This is a genomic window from Janthinobacterium darwini (genome assembly GCF_051380905.1).
Lineage (GTDB): Bacteria > Pseudomonadota > Gammaproteobacteria > Burkholderiales > Burkholderiaceae_D > Janthinobacterium.
On sequence record NZ_JBNYXX010000002.1, the window covers coordinates 493,641 to 512,629 of the forward strand.

An 18,989-nucleotide genomic window follows, 5' to 3' on the forward strand; every position below is an offset into this window, starting at 1 on the left:
GATGGGAAATGAGGTGGCTGCCCACCGAAAATTGCTGTCACCACGTTGGTGAAAATCAAAGGAGCGCGAAAAAGCAAACAAATCTTGGCCTGCCATCTGGCCGTTGCCTAGTCATCGGAAACTGTTGATGGTAAAGGCTCCTTAAACACCCGAGAGCCTACATCATGAACGCTAAGATTACTTCAACCGAACTGCCGAAGGCAACGAACAACCAGCAACCGGCCACACCGACCACAACAACAACTTTTTCGCAAACAGTTGCGACTGCGGCTGGACCGATTAAAAACGCCTCTACGCCGATTCCATCGACGCCGACGGCGGATACGACGGGGAGCGAAGGAAAACTCGATACAGGCGCTTCATCTTCGGTCAGGGCCGAAAAAAACCCGAAGGCACAGACGAAGATGGAAGTCGCGTCGGCCATCTACCTGCGTATGTCTAAGCAGAAAGATATGACCCGCAAGCAGATTGTGGAACAGTTCGTGGTTGAAGCCAAGTTGAGCGCAGCAGGTGCCAGCACCTACTACCAACTGATCAAGGCGAAGCTGGGCTAAGAATTGATGCGATCCGTTCCCTGCATGCGTACGCTGGAAGGTTGCGCGTTGTGGTTTTGATCACATCACTTGCATCGATATGGTAAATCGGGCAAAATCGACAACGGATGCACCACAAGGGCATCCGATTCGCTAGTCAGACTAAGTCGACTAGTTCCCGCGATGCTCTGAGAGCGAACGGGTTTCTCTAACCAAGGAGCCTGTATGCCCAAAACTCTCAAGCGCATTCGCGCATGTGCATTTCTTCGTCAAGATGGCCAGTGCATCTACTGTCACAAGTTGATGTGGTTATCAAACCCTCTTCAGTTTGCCTTCCAGCAGAAAATCACCACCAAGCAGGCACTTCAATTTCAATGTACGGCTGAGCATCTCTTTGCGCGAAAGAACGGCGGCACCAATGCTACCGCCAACATTGCCGCGGCATGTCGATTTTGCAACCAGCACCGCCACATGCGTAAAGCGGAACTAACGCCAGCGCAGTTTGAAATTCATGTACGCATGCGGATGGAGCGCGGCCGATGGCATACCTGATCAACACTGACACGCGCCAGACAAGGTTACGCTCACTGTGCGAGCTTAGCCTTCGGCTGGTTTCGGCCCTCAGCAATCATCTTCATCAACCACTGTTCCAGGAAGTTGTTCAGTTCCGCTTTTGCAAGTGGGCTAAAAGCCATCAATTCGGGGCAGAACACTTTTCGAGAACCGAAGCAATCGCAGTACGTCAACGCGCCGACGGTCTCGGCCATCAAATACACTTCGATGGTCATATCAGGGTCAGGTATCGCCGCACCGTGCAATCGCTGAAGGTAGTGGCTCATGCGCAGTACGAGCCTGTGCTTATGCCGCTCGATCACGTCTACTTGCACATCGGTGTGTCCAAGCGCCGTGAGCTTAGCTGGCCCGTTCATATCATGCAGACCTGGAAGAAGTTGCAGCAGTTTGATGTAGTTTTGATGGTAGAGATCCATGCCGATTCCACGTTATTTACGATACGGGAACCATCCATGAGAAACGGCTAAGGGACAACGGAGTTAGGGTAATTTATGCATCGAGTGATACCGTCTTTATGATCATCTCGAATTCGGCCAGCATTTCAGATTGCCTCTGCTTAAGGAAGCGAGCAACAGCTTTATTTGCCAGCAGCTTTGCAAGATAGCTTTTAGCAATCACTAAGTTTAAAATGTCCTCACCATAGGTCTGCTCGACAGCTTTGTACTGTCCCTGCAGGTTGCTCATCTCGCGCTCCATCCGCGCCATTTGCTCTTGAGTTATCCCCGTAAGTTTTGCCGTTTTTTTCCCCTTCACTAACATCTCCGGTGGCGTCGCTAACAACATGGCTTTAGCGTAGGCTATCGTAACGGTGTTGGCGGAAATCATCAGCTCCACGCACTCTACCTGTCGTGTAGGCTTCATCTTGCGCAAAACACGAGCTAAGTCTGTAGCGAATTGGTGGTCTTTCAGTAAATCGGCGGCCTCCGCACAGATCCCGTCTAGCAATGTAGCCTTCGTCGTTATCGTACGCGGGTCTACATCAAATGCTCTAGCCAATCTCTCAGGAGTAACGCCATTTTCAAGGGCCCACCGTAGCATGTGAGATGCCTGAATTGATGTTACGCGGTTGAGACGGTTGTTGTAGGTATAGCCCTCATCATCCGATGCCACCAAGCAGGGAACTTCTGTGTAGCCCAATTCAGCAAGGATCAACAGTCGAATATGGCCATCAAGAAGGACATGTTGATCTGTCTCCGGCGACGACGCTGCCACGGACAATGGCTCAATTAGCCCGATCTCATTGATTGATGATCGAATCTTTGAATATGTACGCGACGTTACGACGCCGACCGGCGGTTTTCGTGACGGCAAGATTTTTTCAATCGGTACCTTCAGCGGAACAAGATCAAAACCTATAGATATCTTACTCATGCTGCACGTCCCGCTGGCCAGACGCGCTCGGCCAGGTACTTTGGCAATGAGTCCAGTCCTTCCGCACGCAACAAAGTCGTAAAATTCTCATCCAGTAGAAGTTGTCGCAAGGCCCCAACGACAAGCAAGAGGCGCTGCTGGGCGATCTCAGCCTTCCTTACCATTTGCTTCTGACGCTCAACCTCTTTTTGATAAGTCCTCACAAGACTAGAACTTGTGACATCCTGAATTTTTCGGGGAGTACCGCGTGCCATGGACCGTCCCAAACTTAGACGACGCTCAATGACACGACGAGCCTGAAGCAACTGCTTTCCACGGAGCTTGCCAGACTCATATGCATCTTGAAGCGCAGCCTGCACCGCTTTGTCATCGTCACCTGCGCCAACGATTGTCAACGCGGCATTCAATGGAATCTTCCCTTTCTCTACTGCGACAAGCAATCGCTCCTCACCGCTGTTTAGCAGTATTAAAATGCCCTGAACGTATTCAACGGTGAGGCCAATTTTTTGGGCGATGGCTTTCTTGTCGTAGCCCCGATCCCGAAGCTGCTCAATGCCGGCTAGTAGTTCAAGCGCTCGATACTTGCGGCGTGCAATGTTTTCGACCAAACTCATGATAAAAGCATCCTCGTCGCTGACATCTACGACAAGCGCCGGAATGGTTTTTTCACCGAGCGAACAGAATGCCTTCATGCGGCCCTCACCACAAATCAGTAGATACCGCTCGCTGCCACTCTCGCCAGCACGTCGCGCAACCGTGATTGGTTTTTTTAGCCCAATGGCCTGAATGTTGGCGACGATTTCTTCAAATGCGGCTTTGTTTCGCTCCCGTGGATTAAGCACATCGATCTTGTCGAGGGGAATCATCATTAGTTCACCCGGGTCTAATTGTTCACTCACGCAGCCCTCCTTATTCGCGTACGCTCAGCCATGCCATAGAGATAGTCCAGGCTGTCAAAGCGATAGCTTTCAAATTCAGCTGGATTCCGCACCCCAAGACTAATGCGCGGTTGCCCGAAATCTAAACGCGGCAACAAGTAGTAGTCTAGGGCTGCTTGGTTAGTAGAATTAAGGCGCACGGCGACCGTTATGTCAGGTGCCAGACCAGTATCAAATCGGATCTTCCAGTGGAGCCTTCCTTCGACTGGAGCCTGGCAACGTGCAAGTACCAATGAAATGCTAAATTCATCGTTGATCCGCAGAAGATCCGTAGCTGGATCACGAAGCACTGCGCCGCCAAGACTGACGATTTTTTTCTCCGTGCTACTTACAACGTCAGGGTGCAAGCGCCTTAAAAACTTGTTCGTTTCCAAGTACCTGTAGTCGCGATCTGGAGTGAATCCGACAATTTCATAGGCTCTAAGCAGGCTCCCAAAACGATGAGTGTAGATCGATGAAGACGGCATGCCCTCTGCCTCATCAATAATCAACCCAGACAGCAGTCCACGCTGCTGGTACAAGGATCTCAGGCGGTCGATTAATTCGCTATTCGTGTACCTATAAGCACGTGCGCGAGCGATGCCCTGTGCTGTGTAGAAAATATCTGTCGCTACAATTGGTTCGAAGGCACCAACTTTTTTTATCCACATGTCAGGGCTATTTTCCACCCTCAACTTCTTCAGCTTGAAGGACATCCTGTTGTACACGTTGTTACCGATGTACTTCTCGTTCGTCAATACCTCATGCACTGTAGCGCGTGTCCATGCGCGATCCAGATCGGTTCGAATCGACATGCTATTCAAACGTGCAGCGATCTCGGACTCGATCAGCCCTTCATCAATGAACCACTGATACATCAGCTGAACTATACGAACCTCATCGTCAGGACCAGGAACAAGAATGACTCGATCAGTCTGCAAGCATTTATGTTCACCTCGAGTCAGCTGCGATTTGAACGCACCAGTTTGATCGACGAGAACACGACGCAAACCATATCCAGCAGGACCACCCTGCCGATAGCCAAGTTCAATCAAGCGACACTGCCCAGCGAAGACTTTTGCAGATAGCTCACGACTATACTCACCGGCCATGGCGCGCTTCACGCCCTTCACAATTGTCGAAACTGGCGAACCGTCATTCTCAAACTGCTCTGCGCAATAAACGACCTGAATTCCGGCACGACGGCAACGATACTCGTAGTAAGCACTTTCGTCTGCATCCTGAAATCGTCCCCAGCGACTGACGTCATACACTAGAATTATTTGAAAATCTGGGGTTCCGCTTTCAACGTCATGGATGAGACGCTGAAGTGATGCACGTCCTTCGATGCTCAGACCACTTTTCCCAGCATCCGTATATGTGTGCACAATCTCGATGTTCCGTCGCTTGGCATACTCCCTAATTTTTTCGGCCTGATTTTCAGTCGAGTACTGCTGGTGCTCAGTAGACATGCGCACGTATTGCACCGCCCTTAGCGACATGGTCTCACCCTCGGTAAAATCGAGTCGCTCTCCGTCATGCATGATTTTCCACCGGCCCTAAGTAGCAATGGATTCTTCAATGAATTCCGCATCCCTTCACCCACGCGATCCCTGCGCGTAAAAAATGAACAAGATGACGCCATCGGACGCAGGGCACTAAGCTAAAACTAGCCTGAGTCTTTGCAGTACGGTAACATTGCTGCGGTACGTCCTGCTCACGTCCTATCTTTACAATTATGTGGATTCACGTTGTCTGAGCACACATGCTCTGTGATTTCGACGGTCCACACGTCCTTCTTTACAATCGCTCCAGGCTGCAGCAATTTCATTTGATACAACCCTGATTGCAGTGGATTTTTCAAGGTTGACACGTTCATCTTTGCAATCATCCGTGACTTGTTGCCAGTGTTTCGTGCATGCTGCAATGCCCGATTACGAGCGGTATAGTCCGGGTGAGAGTCACGGTACTCCCGCCAATATTCAGGGTTTCTTTCGCGCCATGCCTGCTGCGCCCTTGCCTTATTTTCACGATGGTCTGGATCGGTATGCAGCTTACGGCGTTGCCATTCGCGCTTACGCTCGCGTTGGCATGTAGATGCTGAACAATATGATTGATTTGGAACCTGAGGACGCGCCTGAAAAAGCGCGCCACATGCAACGCAGCGCTTCTTCCCCATGAAGTTCTCCATGCAGAACTGATAGATGACATGATTGCATGAAAAAAAACGGGGCTGGCAAGTCCAGCACGTAGCGTATCTCAGAATAAATTCAACAACATATAGAGTTAGGCTGATCTGCCCCAGCTGATACCTGCGAACGACAGGGCGTTACATTGGTCGCGTGCTACGTGAAAAATATAGCCATATCGTCCCAGATGAAGTTGAGTTCGGGGAGTATGACGACCAGGTATCCACGCAGAGTCCCACGATGCTTGCAATATGGGCGCCATCCATGGAAAACGAAAAAGCAACGCGAACTAGCATTAGCTTTGACGTGTTATCTTCAATTGACCGGCAAATAATTTTAGATTTTTCCTGCCACCCAGCGCTTGGGGAACATGAGCACATCAGCACAGTGAGCACAAATTGAGCACAATGAGCAATGGAGCACGCTCGCTTTAAATAAAATCCATAAAATTCAATAAGTTACAGAATTTCTGGTAGATGAATCACGCTAACTCACATAGTGAGTTGACTTCTAAATGTATAACTGTGTTAGTGTGTTGGCAGCAAACATACGAGGCTGGTGGTGTGAATTCTGAGTTTTCATTCATGGCTTTTCACGTGTGGGTAGGCGAGAATTCCTCATCGGAACAGCGCAAGTAGCGAAGGACAGAAAATGAACGCAACACAAGCGGCCACAAAAAAAACAAAGATGGCTGATCGTGCAAAAGGACTACGAGAAAACTTCTTCCCTGAAATTGCCCAAGAATGGCTCTGGCTACGGAAACGTAATGACGGCTACGCGACGATACCAAGGACCTTAGCAATGGTCATGGCAATTATTGATAGCCTTTCCAAGAACAAACCGTGCGGACTAACGTATTTCGTGCTTTGGTGCCGTGCTTGGGATGATCCGCTGCTGACCATCGAAAATCCAGCAGTGTTTGCTGCTGAAGCAGGATTTTCGGGAGAGCGGGCAGTGATCACTTGGCGTCAACGCATGAAGACGCTAAAGGACCTAGGGTTTATTGCATGTAAAGAAGGAGCCACCGGCGAATACCACTATGTCCTAATTCTGAATCCACACTTAGTCATCTGGAAGGAGCGGGACAAAATTGCTCAAAGCCTCGTTATGAAATTGTTTGATCGAGGGCATGAAATTGGGGCGAAAGATCTTATTGATCCAGTAGCGGCACTGACCCCTAAGCCTCCTGCCCCGACTATAGTGTTATCAGTACCGGAACTTCAACCTCTACCGGTGTTTGGTCCAGCTGCGCCTGTGCTTTCGGTTCCACCAGCAGCGGTGACAACTCCGGTTCTGACACCAACAGCTTCTTCAACACACGAGCAGCTAGGAGCAGACACACGCACTCCTGCGGAAGTTTTTGGTGGTGTAGTCACGATTCAGAGTTGATGTAGAAGGAGGAAGTGCCAGTGTTACTAGCACTGACACTTCCAGTTTTTTGACCCCAGCCGCTTGCGAGGCGGAACATAACTAGCAATGTTTGAGCTAGGAAGGCAGGGATCAGATATGGCGAAAACCCATATGATCAGGAGATCGTAACGGCTTAGAACGAAGCTATGGAAGACCAGAACGCCGTTCAACCATGGCTTCATTTTAAGCGAACTTTTGCAAACGACAGTACTTTTATGGCGAGTTGTGCCCCGCCATGTATGATTTCGCAACTAAAGGAGCTTCAAAAATGGCAACGAAACCAGCAACCAAGTCCATGCCGATCAGCGCAAAGACTGGACGAATTGTTACCCCTGGGTACGCAAAGACGCATCCTGCAACTACGGTTGTATTGAAAGTTCCCGTTGTAGCACCTGGAAAAGCTAAGAAGTAAAGTAGTGGGGAGGAGCGATGTATCGCACCTCCCTTTCCGCAACCACACACATCAGCAGCTTTTTCGACTAGATGTGGGGGCGAAAATGTGATGGCAAGTAACTTGTTGATTGAGGTGGAGTTTTGGTGTGATCGCAGATTCATGCGCTTCAAAGTCGCATGAACAGTGGTTCTTGACGAGGTGGAGGGGCTTGGGAAGCTTCTGCTCTACCATTGAGCTACACCCGCGAAGAGTGCATTTTACGCGGCTTTCACCACTGTTGGCAACGTTGCAGCATAGTTGCTGTGATCGAAAATGCGATGGCCGATTTCACCGAGGTGTGATGGCCGAGAAGGTATGGGATGCAGATACGGCTAAAACACATTTAGAAATCAAATATGTTCGATTGCTCGCAGAATTGACCCACTACAATCTGCTTCAAATTGCGCCGCTGCTTACGCGGCTTAGTCGTCTCGGCCTTGAGCCACCCGGATAGCTGCACCGAGTATTTGTCTAATTCGCTAACTGATCGCCGCTCCGCATAGGAGGGCTCATTGGTTTCCGAGCGCAGATAGCGTCGGACGGTATTGCGTGAAATATCCAGTCGCCTGGCGATTTCTCGTATTGGGATCTGGTCACGAAGGTGCCAGCGTCGAATGATACCGAGTAGAGCCACGTTGATCACTCCAATCTCCTGCCGATAAGACAGGTGGAATTGTGCTACTAACGTGAGTCAGATTCCGTTGCAAATTCGTGGGGAAAGTGGGTCAATTTTCAGTGCAACTCAACAGCCTACATCATGAATGCGAAGATTACTTCAACCGAGCTGCCGAAGACAACGAACGACCAGCAACCGGTAATACCATCCAACGCGACAACTATGTCGCAAACAGTTGCGGCTGGTGCTTCGCCCGGCATGACTGGACCGATTAAAAACGCCTCTACGCCGATTTCATCGACACCGACGACGGATTCGACGGGGAGTGAAGGAAAACTCGATACATGCGCGTCCTCTACGGCCAAGGCCGAGAAGATGCAGAAGGTGGCGACGAAGATGGAAATCGCTTCCACTATCTACCTACGTATGTCTACGCAGAAAGACATGACCCGCAAGCAGATTGTGGAACAGTTCGTGGCCGAAGCCAAGTTGAGCGCGGCAGGTGCCAGCACCTACTACCAGCTGATCAAGGCGAAGTTGGGTTGAGCCTTCGGGATGAAGCGGCCATTAAAGAAGGTCTCGGCCGCTTTCAAAATATGCATTCAAGGTTGTACCATCATCTAGCTTCCAGTTGTCTCGTCCGTTAATCGAGTATCCCGTAATAACTCCTGCCGCTTGCGATGGACTCTTGAACATATGGTCTCGCTTAAAAGCCATCTTCTCATTTGATACTGATAGTACCCCAGCTGCAATAAGCGACTGCCTGAGGGCAGCCAGCCCTACAGGAATCTTTGCTGATGCATTGAGCGCTGCGTCTGATCCTTCAAAGACGACCATCCCCTCTTCTGTCCAAACGGCTCGTGCCTGAAGACTACTAACACGCAAATAGAAAACGGCAGAAGGCTCAAGAACCTTTTCTGCCGGCGCGGGGATATTTTTAATCATAGTTGCGATTTGTGCATCCACGCTGGTCTTCCGAACAACAAAGGGGTCTAATATGCGGTGGCCTAAAACGCCTAATAGCGTCTTGGCGAAGCCGAGAAACTCCTCCATCGCATCTCGATCAGCCCTAGGGAGAGATGGAAGTGTTGGTGCCACATTATTCTCCAACCGATATCGGTTAGCTTCATTGGCCATCGATACAAGCCGTGCCTCCAAATAGCGTACATGGGCTTTGGTAAGGTTTTCGTCTTTGCTACTGAAACTCACCAACTCCGACCAAAACTCCTTCCCTGACAGGTGGCTGTGCAAGCGATCAGCGAGCACTTCAGCTTCGCCGATATATGCGATTTCGGCCCCAGTCTCATCATTCACACCGAACAAAATATAAACCCCGGGACGTTGGATCTCGGGCCATTCGCGTAATTCGCTGAAAAGTGAGCGAGGACATGCAAGAGCTTGCCCAGTCCAGTTTGCTATTTCGGCGTGACGAATACCGGCCACCGTTTCGTTCGGAAGGTAGATCCTTATGCTTTTTCCCATTTGTCCACCCTAGCTTGAAGTGCTAGAACAATAGCAGAACACGGCACCGAGGTTCCATGAGAAACGCACCCCTTAGGAAATTGCGCTACAACAATGTAGTACTAAGTGGCATTTTTCGTCAGATCTGACTTCGTCTGGCTCCGGCCCTCAGCAAGCATCTTCGTCAACCACTGTCCTAGGAAATTGTTCAGTTCCGCTTTTGCAAGTGGGCTGAAGGCCCTCAGTTCCGGGCAGAACACTTTTCAAGAACCGAAGCAATCACAGTACGTCAGCACGCCGACGGTCTCGGCCATCAAATACACTTCGATGGTCATGTCAGGGTCAGGTATCGCATCGCCATGCAAGTATTCGAGATAGTGGCTCATGCGCAGGGTAATCCCCCAGCAAATGATCGCGCTTAACAGGAGGCTACTGGCGCGGGATACTGACGCGCATGCCGAACTGGAGCGCGACTTCAAGCTGAAGAACGAGAGGCGACATGAGCCTGCTCGAGCCGCGTCCCGTTATCGAAGCCGAACTGGAGCGCTATGCCGGGCAGATCGAGTATTGTCTTGAAGCGAAACCCGGAGGCACATGCCGATGACAAATGAGCGGCGAAACGATGCCAGTTACGATACCCGCTCCTATCTCGACGCCTGGTATGTCAATAACTGGTCTTTGTTCAATGATATTGTTATCCTGCCTAAAACGGTTAAGGTCATTTTCAAGAAAGATGGCGCTTACTAATGACATTAGCAACTCAATAATTGTACTTTGAAAACATTTCGTGGCCCTCGCACTCAGACAATCGGACGAGGGAGCATTGTGACAATATGCGAGTAAAAGAGGATAACAGCATGATTTTAGTAACTGGCGGCGCCGGCTTCATCGGTTCCAATTTTGTACGCGACTGGCTTGCGCTCAACGATGAGCCCGTGATCAATTTTGACAAACTGACCTACGCTGGCAATCTCAGCAACCTGGCCAGCCTGGAGCACGATCCACGCCATATCTTTGTGCGTGGCGATGTCTGCGATACGGCCCACATCTCCCGCCTGCTGACGGAACACCAGCCGCGCGCCATCGTGCATTTTGCCGCGGAAAGCCATGTTGATCGTTCGATTCATCACCCTGGCGAATTCATTACCACCAACGTCAACGGCACCTTCAGCCTGCTGGAGGCCACGCGCGCGTATTGGTCCGGCTTGGCAAGCGAAGCCAAGGATGGCTTCCGCTTCCTGCATGTCTCGACCGACGAAGTCTATGGCACCCTGGGACCAAACGACCCGCCGTTCACGGAAACGACGCCGTATGCGCCAAACAGCCCCTATTCGGCATCGAAAGCGGCATCCGATCATCTGGTGCGCGCGTATTTCCACACATATGGCATGCCGGTGCTGACGACGAACTGCTCGAACAACTATGGTTCCTTCCATTTCCCGGAAAAACTGATTCCGCTCATTATCAGCAACGCCCGTGCCGGCAAGGCCCTGCCTATCTACGGCGACGGCATGCAGGTGCGCGACTGGCTATACGTGGGCGACCATTGCTCGGCGATTCGCCGCGTGCTCGAGGCGGGCCGCCTGGGCGAGGTCTACAACGTGGGCGGGTGGAATGAAATGCCCAACCTGGAAGTCGTGCACACCTTGTGCAACATCCTCGATACGCTGGCCCCGAAAGCATCCGGCAGCTATCGCGAACAAATCACCTATGTGCAGGATCGCCCTGGCCATGACCGCCGCTATGCCATCGATGCGCGCAAGATCGAGCGCGAACTGGGCTGGAAGCCGGCCGAAACCTTCGCCACCGGCATACGCAAGACCGTCCAGTGGTACTTGGACAACCAGCCCTGGGTACGCGATGTCCAGTCGGGCGACTACCTGAAGTGGGTAGAAAAAAACTACGCGGCGCGCGATGCGGCACAGGAGCAAAAATAATGGTCGGCACCATCGAACGCAAGGGCATCATCCTGGCCGGTGGTTCCGGTACGCGTCTGTATCCGGTCACCATGGCGGTGTCGAAGCAGCTGCTGCCCGTCTATGACAAGCCGATGATTTACTATCCGCTGACCACCCTGATGCTGGCCGGCATACGCGACATTCTGATCATTTCCACGCCACAAGATACGCCGCGCTTCCAGGAGTTGCTGGGTGACGGCAGCCAGTGGGGCATCCGCCTGACCTATGCCGTACAGCCTAGTCCGGACGGCCTGGCACAGGCGTTCATCATCGGCAAGGAGTTTGTCGGCAATGCACCATCGGCCCTGATTCTGGGCGACAACATCTACTACGGCCATGACTTCGAAATCCAATTGCGCAAAGCATCCGCGCGCACCAGCGGGTCCACCGTGTTCGCCTACCATGTGCACGATCCGCAGCGTTATGGCGTGGTCGATTTCGATGATCAGCGCCGCGCTGTCAGCATCGAGGAAAAGCCGCTCAAGCCAAAATCGAACTATGCCGTCACCGGCCTGTATTTCTACGACAGCCAGGTGTGTGACATCGCCGCCGGTATTATTCCTTCGGCGCGTGGCGAACTGGAAATCACTGATGTTAACCGTGCCTACCTGGAACGCGGTCAATTGAACGTCGAGCTGATGGGCCGCGGCATGGCCTGGCTCGACACTGGCACCCATGAATCCTTGTTGGAAGCGAGCCAATTCATTGCCACCATTGAAAACCGCCAGGGCTTGAAAGTTGCCTGCCCCGAGGAAATCGCTTACCGCAAAGGATATATCGATGGCGCCAAACTGGAGCAACTGGCCCGGCCATTGAAAAAGAACGCCTATGGCCAGTATCTGTTGCGTTTGCTCGACGACAAGATATTCTGAGCTGTGCCGCGCTTTCCACCTAGTTCATACGATACCGAAATACCATGCAAATCCAGACCACAGCCATTCCTGAAGTATTGATACTCGAACCGACCGTGTTCGGAGACGACCGCGGCTTTTTCTATGAGAGCTTTAACCAGAAGCGCTTTGCCGAACTGACCGGCGTTACACGCCCCTTCGTGCAGGATAACCACTCCAAGTCCGCCAAGGGTGTATTGCGCGGCCTGCATTATCAGATCCAGCAGCCACAAGGCAAACTGGTACGCGTCACCGCCGGCGCAGTATTCGACGTCGTCGTTGACCTGCGTAAAAGCTCGCCAACCTTCGGTCGCTGGGTCGGCGTCGTGCTGTCGGCCGCCAACAAACGCCAGCTATGGATTCCCGAAGGTTTCGCCCACGGCTTCTTGGTAACCAGCGACAACGCTGAATTCCTGTACAAAACCACCGATTACTGGGCGCCGGAATTTGAGCGTAGCCTGCTGTGGAATGATCCGGCAATCGGCATCGACTGGCCGCTGGACGGCGAACCGCTATTGTCGGGCAAAGACAAAGCCGCAACATTGCTGGCCAACGCCGACCTCTTCGCCTGAGCACCGCAATACAGACGCCCCGCATTCGAGGTGTCAATCGCACCGTGCCAGTGCATCACCTAGCCGGCTATCGCCGCCAAGTGTTCGCGCACCCGCGCCAGATCTGTCTCGCGCATACGCGCCGCTGTCTGGCGCAAGGATTTTTCCGCACCGGCCACACCGGCCGCCGCGGCCATCGACAGCCAGATATACGCCTGCTGCAAATCAAGCGGGCCACCCTGGCCGCTGGCCGCCATCAAGCCCAGATTCATTTGCGCCCGTGCATGGCCCTGGCGCGCGGCCAGCGCGTACCAATCCCAGGCGGCGGCATAATCCTGCGGCACATCCTGGCCATTATCGTGCCGCAGGCCCAGCGCAAACTGGGCCAGGCTATGGCCCTGCGCGGCGGCGCGGCAATAACAGGCGCAGGCCAGCTGGCTGTCTGGCGCCGGGCCATCGTCGCGGTCATGCAAGACGCCCTGCATGTATTGCGCCGGCGCGTAATCCTGCTCGGCGGCACGGCGGTACCACTCCAGCGCCAGCGACAAATCCTGCGGTACGCCCTGGCCATGTTCGTAGCGCAGGCCCAGGTCGAACTGCGCCCGCACATGCCCCTGGTCGGCCGCCTTGCGGTACCAGAAGATGGCTTCCTGCATATCGACGGGCATGCCCTGTCCATGCTCATGCAGCAGTCCCAGCTGGTACTGCGCGGCGGGAAAGCCCTGCCCGGCCGCCTGGCGGTAGAACACCTGCGCCCGGATGTAGTCCTGCGCGCCATGTTCATGGTGCAGGCCCAGGTTATGCTGGGCCGCCGCATGCCCCTGCCCAGCCGCCTTGACATACCAGTCGAGTGCCGCCTGCTTATCGCAGGGCACGCCCTGACCATTGTCGTAGATCAGGCCCAGATTGAACTGCGAACTGGCGTGGCCCTGCTCGGCGGCGCGCCGGTACCAGCTGATCGCCTTCCCGCTGTCCTGCGGCAGCACGTCGCCGTTTTCATAGCGTAGCGCCAGGTTGAACTGGGCCGGCGCATAGCCTTGTTCGGCCGCCTTGCGCATCCAGGCCGTCGCCTGCTGGCGGTCCTGCCGCACGCCCTGGCCATTGTCGTAGCGCAGGCCCAGGTTGAACTGGGCGCGCGCATAGCCCTGTTCGGCCGCCTTGCGATACCAGGCGATGGCTTGCACGAAATCCTGCGGCACGCCCTTGCCATTGTCATACATCATGCCCAGATTGTTTTGTGCTCCCGCGTCGCCCTGCTCGGCCGCGCGGCTAAACCACAGCATGGCTAGCCCGCTGTCTTGGGCGAGTCCCTGGCCCTTGGCATACAGCCAGCCCAGGTTGTACTGCGCCGCCGCGTAACCCTGCTCGGCTGCCTGCTGGTACCAGTGCGCGGCCTGCGCAAAATCCTGCGCCACGCCCTGTCCCTTCTGGCACATCACGCCCAGGTTGTATTGCGCGTGCTCGAGTCCCTGCGCGGCAGCCATGCCATACCAGTGCAATGCCAGCGCATAGCTTTGCTCGATACCCTGGCCGTTGAAATACATGAAACCCAGGCTGTGCTGGGCATTCGCATTGCCCTTCTCGGCCAGTCCTTTCAGGCGCAGGTAGTCGGCCGTGTAACGGGGAGCTGCAGGCGGCATGGATCAGGCCTCGATGGCCAGCGGCTGCGGAGCACCCGGTGCGGCATCGGCGATCAGGCGATTCTGCTCCTGCAGCACGCCGATGAAATTGCCCAGCGAAATGGGGCGGTGATACAGATAGCCCTGCATCGTGGTGCACCCCTTGTCCTGCAGGTAGCGCGCCTGCCCTTCCGTTTCCACGCCCTCGGCGATCAGGTGCAGGCCCAGTCCGCGCGCAATCGAAATGATGGCCAGGATGACGGGATAGTGTCCGTGCTCGTCGTGGATTTCCTTCACAAACGACTGGTCGATCTTGATGGTGTGGATGGGGAAGCGATGCAGATACGACAGCGAGGAATAGCCAGTGCCGAAATCGTCGATGGCGACAGACACGCCCAGCTGGCACAGCTTGTTCAATTGCTCGATCGCATACTGCGGGTTGCGGATGCAGATGTTTTCCGTGATTTCCACTTCGATCTTTTCCGGCGCGATGCCATAGCGCGTCAGCGCGCCGCGCATCTTCTCAAAAAAGTCACCCCGGTCCAGGTATTGCGGCGACAGATTCAGCGACAGACGCACAGCTTCGCCGCCGGCCGCATTCCACTGCACCAGATCGCGGCACAGGGCGCCCAGCATCCAGTCCGAGATCGGCAGCATCAAGCCGTTTTCCTCGGCAAACGGCAGGAATTCGCCGGCAGTCAGCAAGCCCCGTTGCGGGTGGTTCCAGCGCATCAGGCCTTCGGCGCCAACGATGCGGCCCGTCATCACATCCACCTGCGGCTGGTAATACATCTCCAGCTGGTTCAGCTCCAGCGCCTTGCGCAGGCTCTGCTCGAGCGCGATCTTCTGGTGCGACACATCGAGCATGGACTCGTGATAAAAACTGTGACCGTTCTTGCCCAACGCCTTGACCTGGTACATGGCGATGTCGGCATGGCGCAGCAGCTCGTCGATGGTCTCGCCGTCACCCGGATAGATGGCGATGCCGATGGACGCCGAAATATGCACCTGGTTGCCATCGAGGTCGAAGGGCTGGTGCAGGCATTCGAGGAATTTGTCGGCGATCAGGCGTGCATCCTGGCGGTCGCGCAGTTCCGGCAGCACGATGGTGAATTCATCGCCGCCCTGGCGCGCCAGGGTATCGCCGCGGCGCAGGCAATCCTTCAGGCGCAGCGCCACCTGTTGCAGCAGCTCGTCGCCCTTCACGTGACCCAGCGTGTCGTTGACCAGCTTGAAGCGATCCAGATCAATGAACATCACGGCCAGTTCCGTCAGCTTGCGCCGCGCCTGGATCACGGCCAGCCCCAGGCGATCCTTGAACAGCATGCGGTTCGGCAGATCCGTCAAAATGTCGTGGTAGGCCTGGTAGGAGATGACTTCCTCGGCCCGTTTGCGGTCGGTGATGTCGCGCGCCACGCCATAGGTGCCGAAGTACTCCTGCTTCCTGGCCTCGTGATCGAGGCTGTGCATGCCGATCGAATTGAGCGGGATCGTCATCAGCGTGTTGCTGAAGGTTCGGTCGCTGCCGCTGCCGCTATGGCATTTCAGGCGCAGTTCCACATTGCGCGAAGCGCGCTCGTCGAGGCGGCGTTCATTGAAAGCATAGCGCGCCCGCTCCTGGTCTTCATCATGCACGAGAATCGAGTAATGGCTGCCGATCAGCTCTTCCCGGCTAAAGCCCAGCAACTGGTGCACCCTGTCGTTGATGAAGGTGATGCGGCCTTCATGGTTCAGGGTATAGATGATGTCGGGCGAGCTGTCGACCAGGTAGCGGTACATCTTTTCCGAGTTTTCCAGCTGCAGCGCGATGCGCTCGTTCTCCAGCGCCAGCTTGCGCTTTTGCAGCGCGTTCTCTACCGTCTTGAGCAGCTCCTCGCGGCTATAGGGCTTGCGCAGATAATCGTAGGCGCCACGTTTCAGGGCGCCGATGGCCGCCTCGATGCCGACGTCGCCGCTCATGACGATCACGTCACCCTCGATGCCGCGCCGGTTGATGTGGTCCATGATTTCATGGCCGCTCATGTCGGGCAGGCGCAAATCGAGCAGGATCAGGTCGAAGCGCAGTTTCGACAGCTGCGCCAGCGCCTCGCTGCCGCAGGTGGCCGTGTACAGCTGGTAGCCACGATCCTTCAGCAATTCGTGGAGGGAAGCGAGCAGGCGGGGCTCGTCATCGACCAGCAGGATGCGCGGGCTGTTTTCCAGATCAAATGGAATGGCGGATGAGGTCATGGACGTTACGAAGACAAGGCAGTATTGTCGGGTGCGGGCAGCGCGGCTGACGCGCTAGTCGGCAAGGGAATGGGCAGTAGAATTTCAAACGACGTGCCGGACTTGCTGCTGCGGCAACCGATCACGCCATGCAGGCGCGTGACCAGGTCATGCACGATGGACAGGCCCAGGCCGTGATGCGCCCCTTCCTTGCTGCTGCGCACAGGGGAAAACAGATTGGCCAGCACCTCCGGCGCCAGGCCGGCGCCATTGTCGCTGACGCACAGTTCCAGGTACAGGCGACGGTCGCGGTTGACGTGGCCACGATTCGCCACTTCGATGCGCCCGCCATTGGGCAGGGCTTCGACGGCGTTTTTCAGCAGGTTGAGCAGGATTTGCTTGAGCATGTCGGCATCGGCCTCCACCTCGCATGGCGCGTCCTGCATGCGCGTGACCACCTCGATCTTGGGCGGCAGGAAGTCCGTGGCACGGAACAATCGCAGCACATCGTCGACCACGCGCGCGCAATCTGTGACGCCGCCCGCTACCGTCGGCTGCAGATCTGCCAGGCCGCCGATCAACTGCCCGACCCGGTCGATTTCTTCGTTCAGGATAGCCATCTCGCCGCTGACCTGCTCCTGTTTCTCCAGCTTGTGATCGAGCACGCTCAAGTAGTTCTTGATGATGGACAGCGGGTTATTCACTTCATGCACGACGCGACGCGACGCGGCACGGTATTCTTCGGCCACGTGATCGAGCTGGCGCCGTGCCAGGCCGCGCGCGCTGATGGCCGTTTCCAGCGCCGTGGCGGCCTGGTTGGCATACGCGCGCAGGAAACCCTCGCGCTTCTGGAAGGCGGGAATCCGCCACGCCGCCACGCCGCCAATGAGGACACCAAGGCTGCGCTGGCCCGACGCCAAAGGCACGCAGACCAGGCTGTCGGTACCGAGAATGCGAAATAGCTGCTCCTCGACGATGCCCAGCGCCGGCATGTCGCGCTTTAAAAAGGCCAACTGGGACTCCAGCGCCGAAGCGGCCAGCGGACCGCCCTTGGCCAGCGGGATCGAGAAGCCGGCCAGACGCTGCTGATGTTCACCCGCCGCCACGCCCACCAGCGCATGGCCGGTGGGGTTTTGCAGCAGGATGACGGCGGTTTCAAAGTCGAACAGGATGCGCGCCGAGCGCGTGATGGCTTCGAGCAGGCTGCTCTCGCCCTGCTGCCGTGCAAAGGTCTGGCCCACTTCGGAGACCAGCACCATGTTGCGCACTTCGTCGGACAGGCGCTGCTGCACCGGATCGACGGGTGGCGGAGCATACGCGGGCGGAGTGGCGATATCGTCCGCGCCGGCCAGGTCGATGCCCAGGTGTTGTGCGGTCTGCTCCACCTGGCGCGCAACGCCGCCGGCCAGGTTTTCCAGTACCTCCAGTTCCAGCGCGCATAACTGGGCCGCCTGCGCAATCGATTCCGCATCGTCGGCATGGCAGCACAGCAGGTGCGCCAGGCGCACGATGCGGATCAAAGGATGACTGGCCTCCAGGCGCGCCAGCGGTTCATGGTGATACAGTACACTGTCGGCCAGGAAGGAATCGAGATGCCAGCGCTCGATCAGCCAGGCGCCCGCTTCGGCATGCGTGATCTGCAAGGTGCGCTGCTCCACCGCGCACAGGGCGGCATCGTCGCGCGCCATGAAATTGAATGCGTATTCCTTCGGCGCCGTGGCCAGCAAGGCCAGGCGGCCCACGTTGTGCAGCAATCCCGCAAGGTACGCTTCCTCGACGTGCGGATAGGCCATGGCCTTGGCCAGCGCGCGCGCCATGACGGCGGCCGACAGCGAGCTTTTCCAGAAGGCGCGCAAATCTGTGCTGCCGGAATGGGGAAAGCTGCTGAAGGTCTGGAACACGGATTCGCTGATGACCAGGGTCTTGATCATGTCCGTGCCCAGCGACACGAGCGACTGTTCCAGGCTGACGACCTTGCCCTGGCGATGGTAGGCCGAGCTGTTGGCCACGCCGAGGATCTTGCTGGTCATGCCCGCATCCTTGGCGATCAGGGCGGCCAGCTCAGGCATGCCTGCATCGTCGGCCTGCAGGTGGGCGATCAGCTTGATGAGAATCTGCGGCATGGCCGGCAGGCGGGCAATCAGCAGGCGATTGCGAATATCTTGATCAGATTGATGCATCGTATCAGGCATTGCCGGTTCGAAAAGGATGAGCGCTCAGCTGCAAAGCGCGGCCACGTTCAGAGGAATCCTCCACTCCT

Annotated in this window: 18 protein-coding genes and 1 pseudogene; 8 read left to right on the top strand and 11 right to left on the bottom strand. The window is 55.4% G+C overall.

Going from position 1 to position 18,989, the window contains the following annotated elements:
* Positions 1-164: 164 nt before the first annotated feature.
* On the top strand, positions 165-554 hold the full coding sequence (locus tag ACQ4WZ_RS17705; RefSeq protein WP_436574113.1) for a hypothetical protein: 390 nt from the start codon (positions 165-167) through the stop codon (positions 552-554).
* Between the two features lie 204 nt (positions 555-758).
* Complete coding sequence (locus ACQ4WZ_RS17710; RefSeq protein WP_152615123.1) at positions 759-1,085, top strand: HNH endonuclease; 327 nt, start codon at positions 759-761, stop codon at positions 1,083-1,085.
* Positions 1,086-1,117: 32 nt separating this feature from the next.
* Here ACQ4WZ_RS17710 and ACQ4WZ_RS17715 read toward each other — a convergent pair whose 3' ends face one another.
* From ACQ4WZ_RS17715 to ACQ4WZ_RS17735, 5 genes are all read right to left on the bottom strand, one after another.
* On the bottom strand, positions 1,118-1,522 hold the full coding sequence (locus ACQ4WZ_RS17715; RefSeq protein WP_436574114.1) for a DUF1249 domain-containing protein: 405 nt from the start codon (positions 1,520-1,522) through the stop codon (positions 1,118-1,120).
* A gap of 73 nt (positions 1,523-1,595) precedes the next feature.
* Positions 1,596-2,477, bottom strand: coding sequence for a plasmid partitioning protein RepB C-terminal domain-containing protein (locus ACQ4WZ_RS17720; RefSeq protein ID WP_436574115.1), 882 nt, complete (start codon positions 2,475-2,477; stop codon positions 1,596-1,598).
* Positions 2,474-3,376, bottom strand: a complete 903-nt coding sequence (locus ACQ4WZ_RS17725; RefSeq protein WP_495542712.1) for a ParB/RepB/Spo0J family partition protein — start codon at positions 3,374-3,376, stop codon at positions 2,474-2,476. Before ACQ4WZ_RS17725 ends, ACQ4WZ_RS17720 begins: the two co-directional genes overlap by 4 nt.
* Complete coding sequence (locus ACQ4WZ_RS17730) at positions 3,373-4,938, bottom strand: recombinase family protein (RefSeq protein WP_436574116.1); 1,566 nt, start codon at positions 4,936-4,938, stop codon at positions 3,373-3,375. Before ACQ4WZ_RS17730 ends, ACQ4WZ_RS17725 begins: the two co-directional genes overlap by 4 nt.
* A 173-nt stretch (positions 4,939-5,111) precedes the next feature.
* Positions 5,112-5,573: a hypothetical protein gene (locus ACQ4WZ_RS17735; protein ID WP_436574117.1), complete on the bottom strand. Its 462-nt coding sequence runs from the start codon at positions 5,571-5,573 to the stop codon at positions 5,112-5,114.
* Positions 5,574-6,234: 661 nt separating this feature from the next.
* Between ACQ4WZ_RS17735 and ACQ4WZ_RS17740 the strand changes: the two genes are divergently transcribed.
* Entirely contained in the window at positions 6,235-6,972 is a 738-nt protein-coding gene (locus tag ACQ4WZ_RS17740) for a hypothetical protein (protein ID WP_436574118.1), read from the top strand.
* An 842-nt stretch (positions 6,973-7,814) separates the two neighbouring features.
* Here the strand turns inward: ACQ4WZ_RS17740 and ACQ4WZ_RS17745 are convergent.
* Positions 7,815-8,069, bottom strand: a pseudogene (locus ACQ4WZ_RS17745) (helix-turn-helix domain-containing protein); the annotation flags it as partial.
* Between the two features lie 114 nt (positions 8,070-8,183).
* Here ACQ4WZ_RS17745 and ACQ4WZ_RS17750 point away from each other — a divergent pair.
* Positions 8,184-8,588: a hypothetical protein gene (locus tag ACQ4WZ_RS17750; protein WP_436574119.1), complete on the top strand. Its 405-nt coding sequence runs from the start codon at positions 8,184-8,186 to the stop codon at positions 8,586-8,588.
* Positions 8,589-8,609: 21 nt separating this feature from the next.
* Here the strand turns inward: ACQ4WZ_RS17750 and ACQ4WZ_RS17755 are convergent, their stop codons facing one another.
* Positions 8,610-9,524 (bottom strand): GIY-YIG nuclease family protein, encoded by a 915-nt coding sequence (locus ACQ4WZ_RS17755; RefSeq protein WP_436574120.1) that lies wholly within the window; start codon positions 9,522-9,524, stop codon positions 8,610-8,612.
* A gap of 242 nt (positions 9,525-9,766) precedes the next feature.
* Positions 9,767-9,889, bottom strand: coding sequence for a hypothetical protein (locus tag ACQ4WZ_RS17760; protein ID WP_436574121.1), 123 nt, complete (start codon positions 9,887-9,889; stop codon positions 9,767-9,769).
* Positions 9,890-10,103: 214 nt separating this feature from the next.
* Here ACQ4WZ_RS17760 and ACQ4WZ_RS17765 point away from each other — a divergent pair, with 214 nt between their 5' ends.
* From ACQ4WZ_RS17765 to rfbC, 4 genes are all read left to right on the top strand, one after another.
* The gene (locus tag ACQ4WZ_RS17765; RefSeq protein WP_373918950.1) at positions 10,104-10,250 is read left to right on the top strand and encodes a sugar transferase; all 147 of its coding nucleotides are present in this window, start codon (positions 10,104-10,106) and stop codon (positions 10,248-10,250) included.
* Between the two features lie 110 nt (positions 10,251-10,360).
* Entirely contained in the window at positions 10,361-11,440 is a 1,080-nt protein-coding gene (gene rfbB, locus ACQ4WZ_RS17770) for a dTDP-glucose 4,6-dehydratase (protein ID WP_133989179.1), read from the top strand.
* On the top strand, positions 11,440-12,333 hold the full coding sequence (gene rfbA / locus ACQ4WZ_RS17775; RefSeq protein WP_436574122.1) for a glucose-1-phosphate thymidylyltransferase RfbA: 894 nt from the start codon (positions 11,440-11,442) through the stop codon (positions 12,331-12,333). The genes rfbB and rfbA overlap by 1 nt, the downstream gene beginning before the upstream one ends.
* A 44-nt stretch (positions 12,334-12,377) precedes the next feature.
* Positions 12,378-12,923 carry a dTDP-4-dehydrorhamnose 3,5-epimerase gene (rfbC, locus tag ACQ4WZ_RS17780; RefSeq protein ID WP_101482995.1) on the top strand — a complete coding sequence of 182 codons (546 nt, stop codon included), beginning with the start codon at positions 12,378-12,380 and terminating at the stop codon, positions 12,921-12,923.
* A gap of 59 nt (positions 12,924-12,982) precedes the next feature.
* Here the strand turns inward: rfbC and ACQ4WZ_RS17785 are convergent, their stop codons facing one another.
* From ACQ4WZ_RS17785 to ACQ4WZ_RS17795, 3 genes are read right to left on the bottom strand one after another with little or no spacing between them, the layout of a single operon-like run.
* Positions 12,983-14,542 carry an SEL1-like repeat protein gene (locus ACQ4WZ_RS17785; RefSeq protein ID WP_436574123.1) on the bottom strand — a complete coding sequence of 520 codons (1,560 nt, stop codon included), beginning with the start codon at positions 14,540-14,542 and terminating at the stop codon, positions 12,983-12,985.
* Positions 14,543-14,545: 3 nt separating this feature from the next.
* Positions 14,546-16,750, bottom strand: coding sequence for an EAL domain-containing response regulator (locus ACQ4WZ_RS17790; protein ID WP_101482997.1), 2,205 nt, complete (start codon positions 16,748-16,750; stop codon positions 14,546-14,548).
* 5 nt (positions 16,751-16,755) lie between these two features.
* Positions 16,756-18,909 carry an HDOD domain-containing protein gene (locus ACQ4WZ_RS17795; protein ID WP_436574124.1) on the bottom strand — a complete coding sequence of 718 codons (2,154 nt, stop codon included), beginning with the start codon at positions 18,907-18,909 and terminating at the stop codon, positions 16,756-16,758.
* Positions 18,910-18,989: the final 80 nt, after the last annotated feature.

Excerpts from the sequence above, each read along its gene's own strand:
- ACQ4WZ_RS17705 (WP_436574113.1), top strand. The coding sequence starts at position 165 with ATGAACGCTAAGATTACTTCAACCGAACTGCCGAAGGCAACGAACAAC.
- ACQ4WZ_RS17710 (WP_152615123.1), top strand. The coding sequence starts at position 759 with ATGCCCAAAACTCTCAAGCGCATTCGCGCATGTGCATTTCTTCGTCAA.
- ACQ4WZ_RS17715 (WP_436574114.1), bottom strand. The coding sequence starts at position 1,522 with ATGGATCTCTACCATCAAAACTACATCAAACTGCTGCAACTTCTTCCA.
- ACQ4WZ_RS17720 (WP_436574115.1), bottom strand. The coding sequence starts at position 2,477 with ATGAGTAAGATATCTATAGGTTTTGATCTTGTTCCGCTGAAGGTACCG.
- ACQ4WZ_RS17730 (WP_436574116.1), bottom strand. The coding sequence starts at position 4,938 with ATGCATGACGGAGAGCGACTCGATTTTACCGAGGGTGAGACCATGTCG.
- ACQ4WZ_RS17735 (WP_436574117.1), bottom strand. The coding sequence starts at position 5,573 with ATGGGGAAGAAGCGCTGCGTTGCATGTGGCGCGCTTTTTCAGGCGCGT.
- ACQ4WZ_RS17740 (WP_436574118.1), top strand. The coding sequence starts at position 6,235 with ATGAACGCAACACAAGCGGCCACAAAAAAAACAAAGATGGCTGATCGT.
- ACQ4WZ_RS17750 (WP_436574119.1), top strand. The coding sequence starts at position 8,184 with ATGAATGCGAAGATTACTTCAACCGAGCTGCCGAAGACAACGAACGAC.
- ACQ4WZ_RS17755 (WP_436574120.1), bottom strand. The coding sequence starts at position 9,524 with ATGGGAAAAAGCATAAGGATCTACCTTCCGAACGAAACGGTGGCCGGT.
- ACQ4WZ_RS17760 (WP_436574121.1), bottom strand. The coding sequence starts at position 9,889 with ATGAGCCACTATCTCGAATACTTGCATGGCGATGCGATACCTGACCCT.
- ACQ4WZ_RS17765 (WP_373918950.1), top strand. The coding sequence starts at position 10,104 with ATGACAAATGAGCGGCGAAACGATGCCAGTTACGATACCCGCTCCTAT.
- rfbB (WP_133989179.1), top strand. The coding sequence starts at position 10,361 with ATGATTTTAGTAACTGGCGGCGCCGGCTTCATCGGTTCCAATTTTGTA.
- rfbA (WP_436574122.1), top strand. The coding sequence starts at position 11,440 with ATGGTCGGCACCATCGAACGCAAGGGCATCATCCTGGCCGGTGGTTCC.
- rfbC (WP_101482995.1), top strand. The coding sequence starts at position 12,378 with ATGCAAATCCAGACCACAGCCATTCCTGAAGTATTGATACTCGAACCG.
- ACQ4WZ_RS17785 (WP_436574123.1), bottom strand. The coding sequence starts at position 14,542 with ATGCCGCCTGCAGCTCCCCGTTACACGGCCGACTACCTGCGCCTGAAA.
- ACQ4WZ_RS17790 (WP_101482997.1), bottom strand. The coding sequence starts at position 16,750 with ATGACCTCATCCGCCATTCCATTTGATCTGGAAAACAGCCCGCGCATC.
- ACQ4WZ_RS17795 (WP_436574124.1), bottom strand. The coding sequence starts at position 18,909 with ATGCATCAATCTGATCAAGATATTCGCAATCGCCTGCTGATTGCCCGC.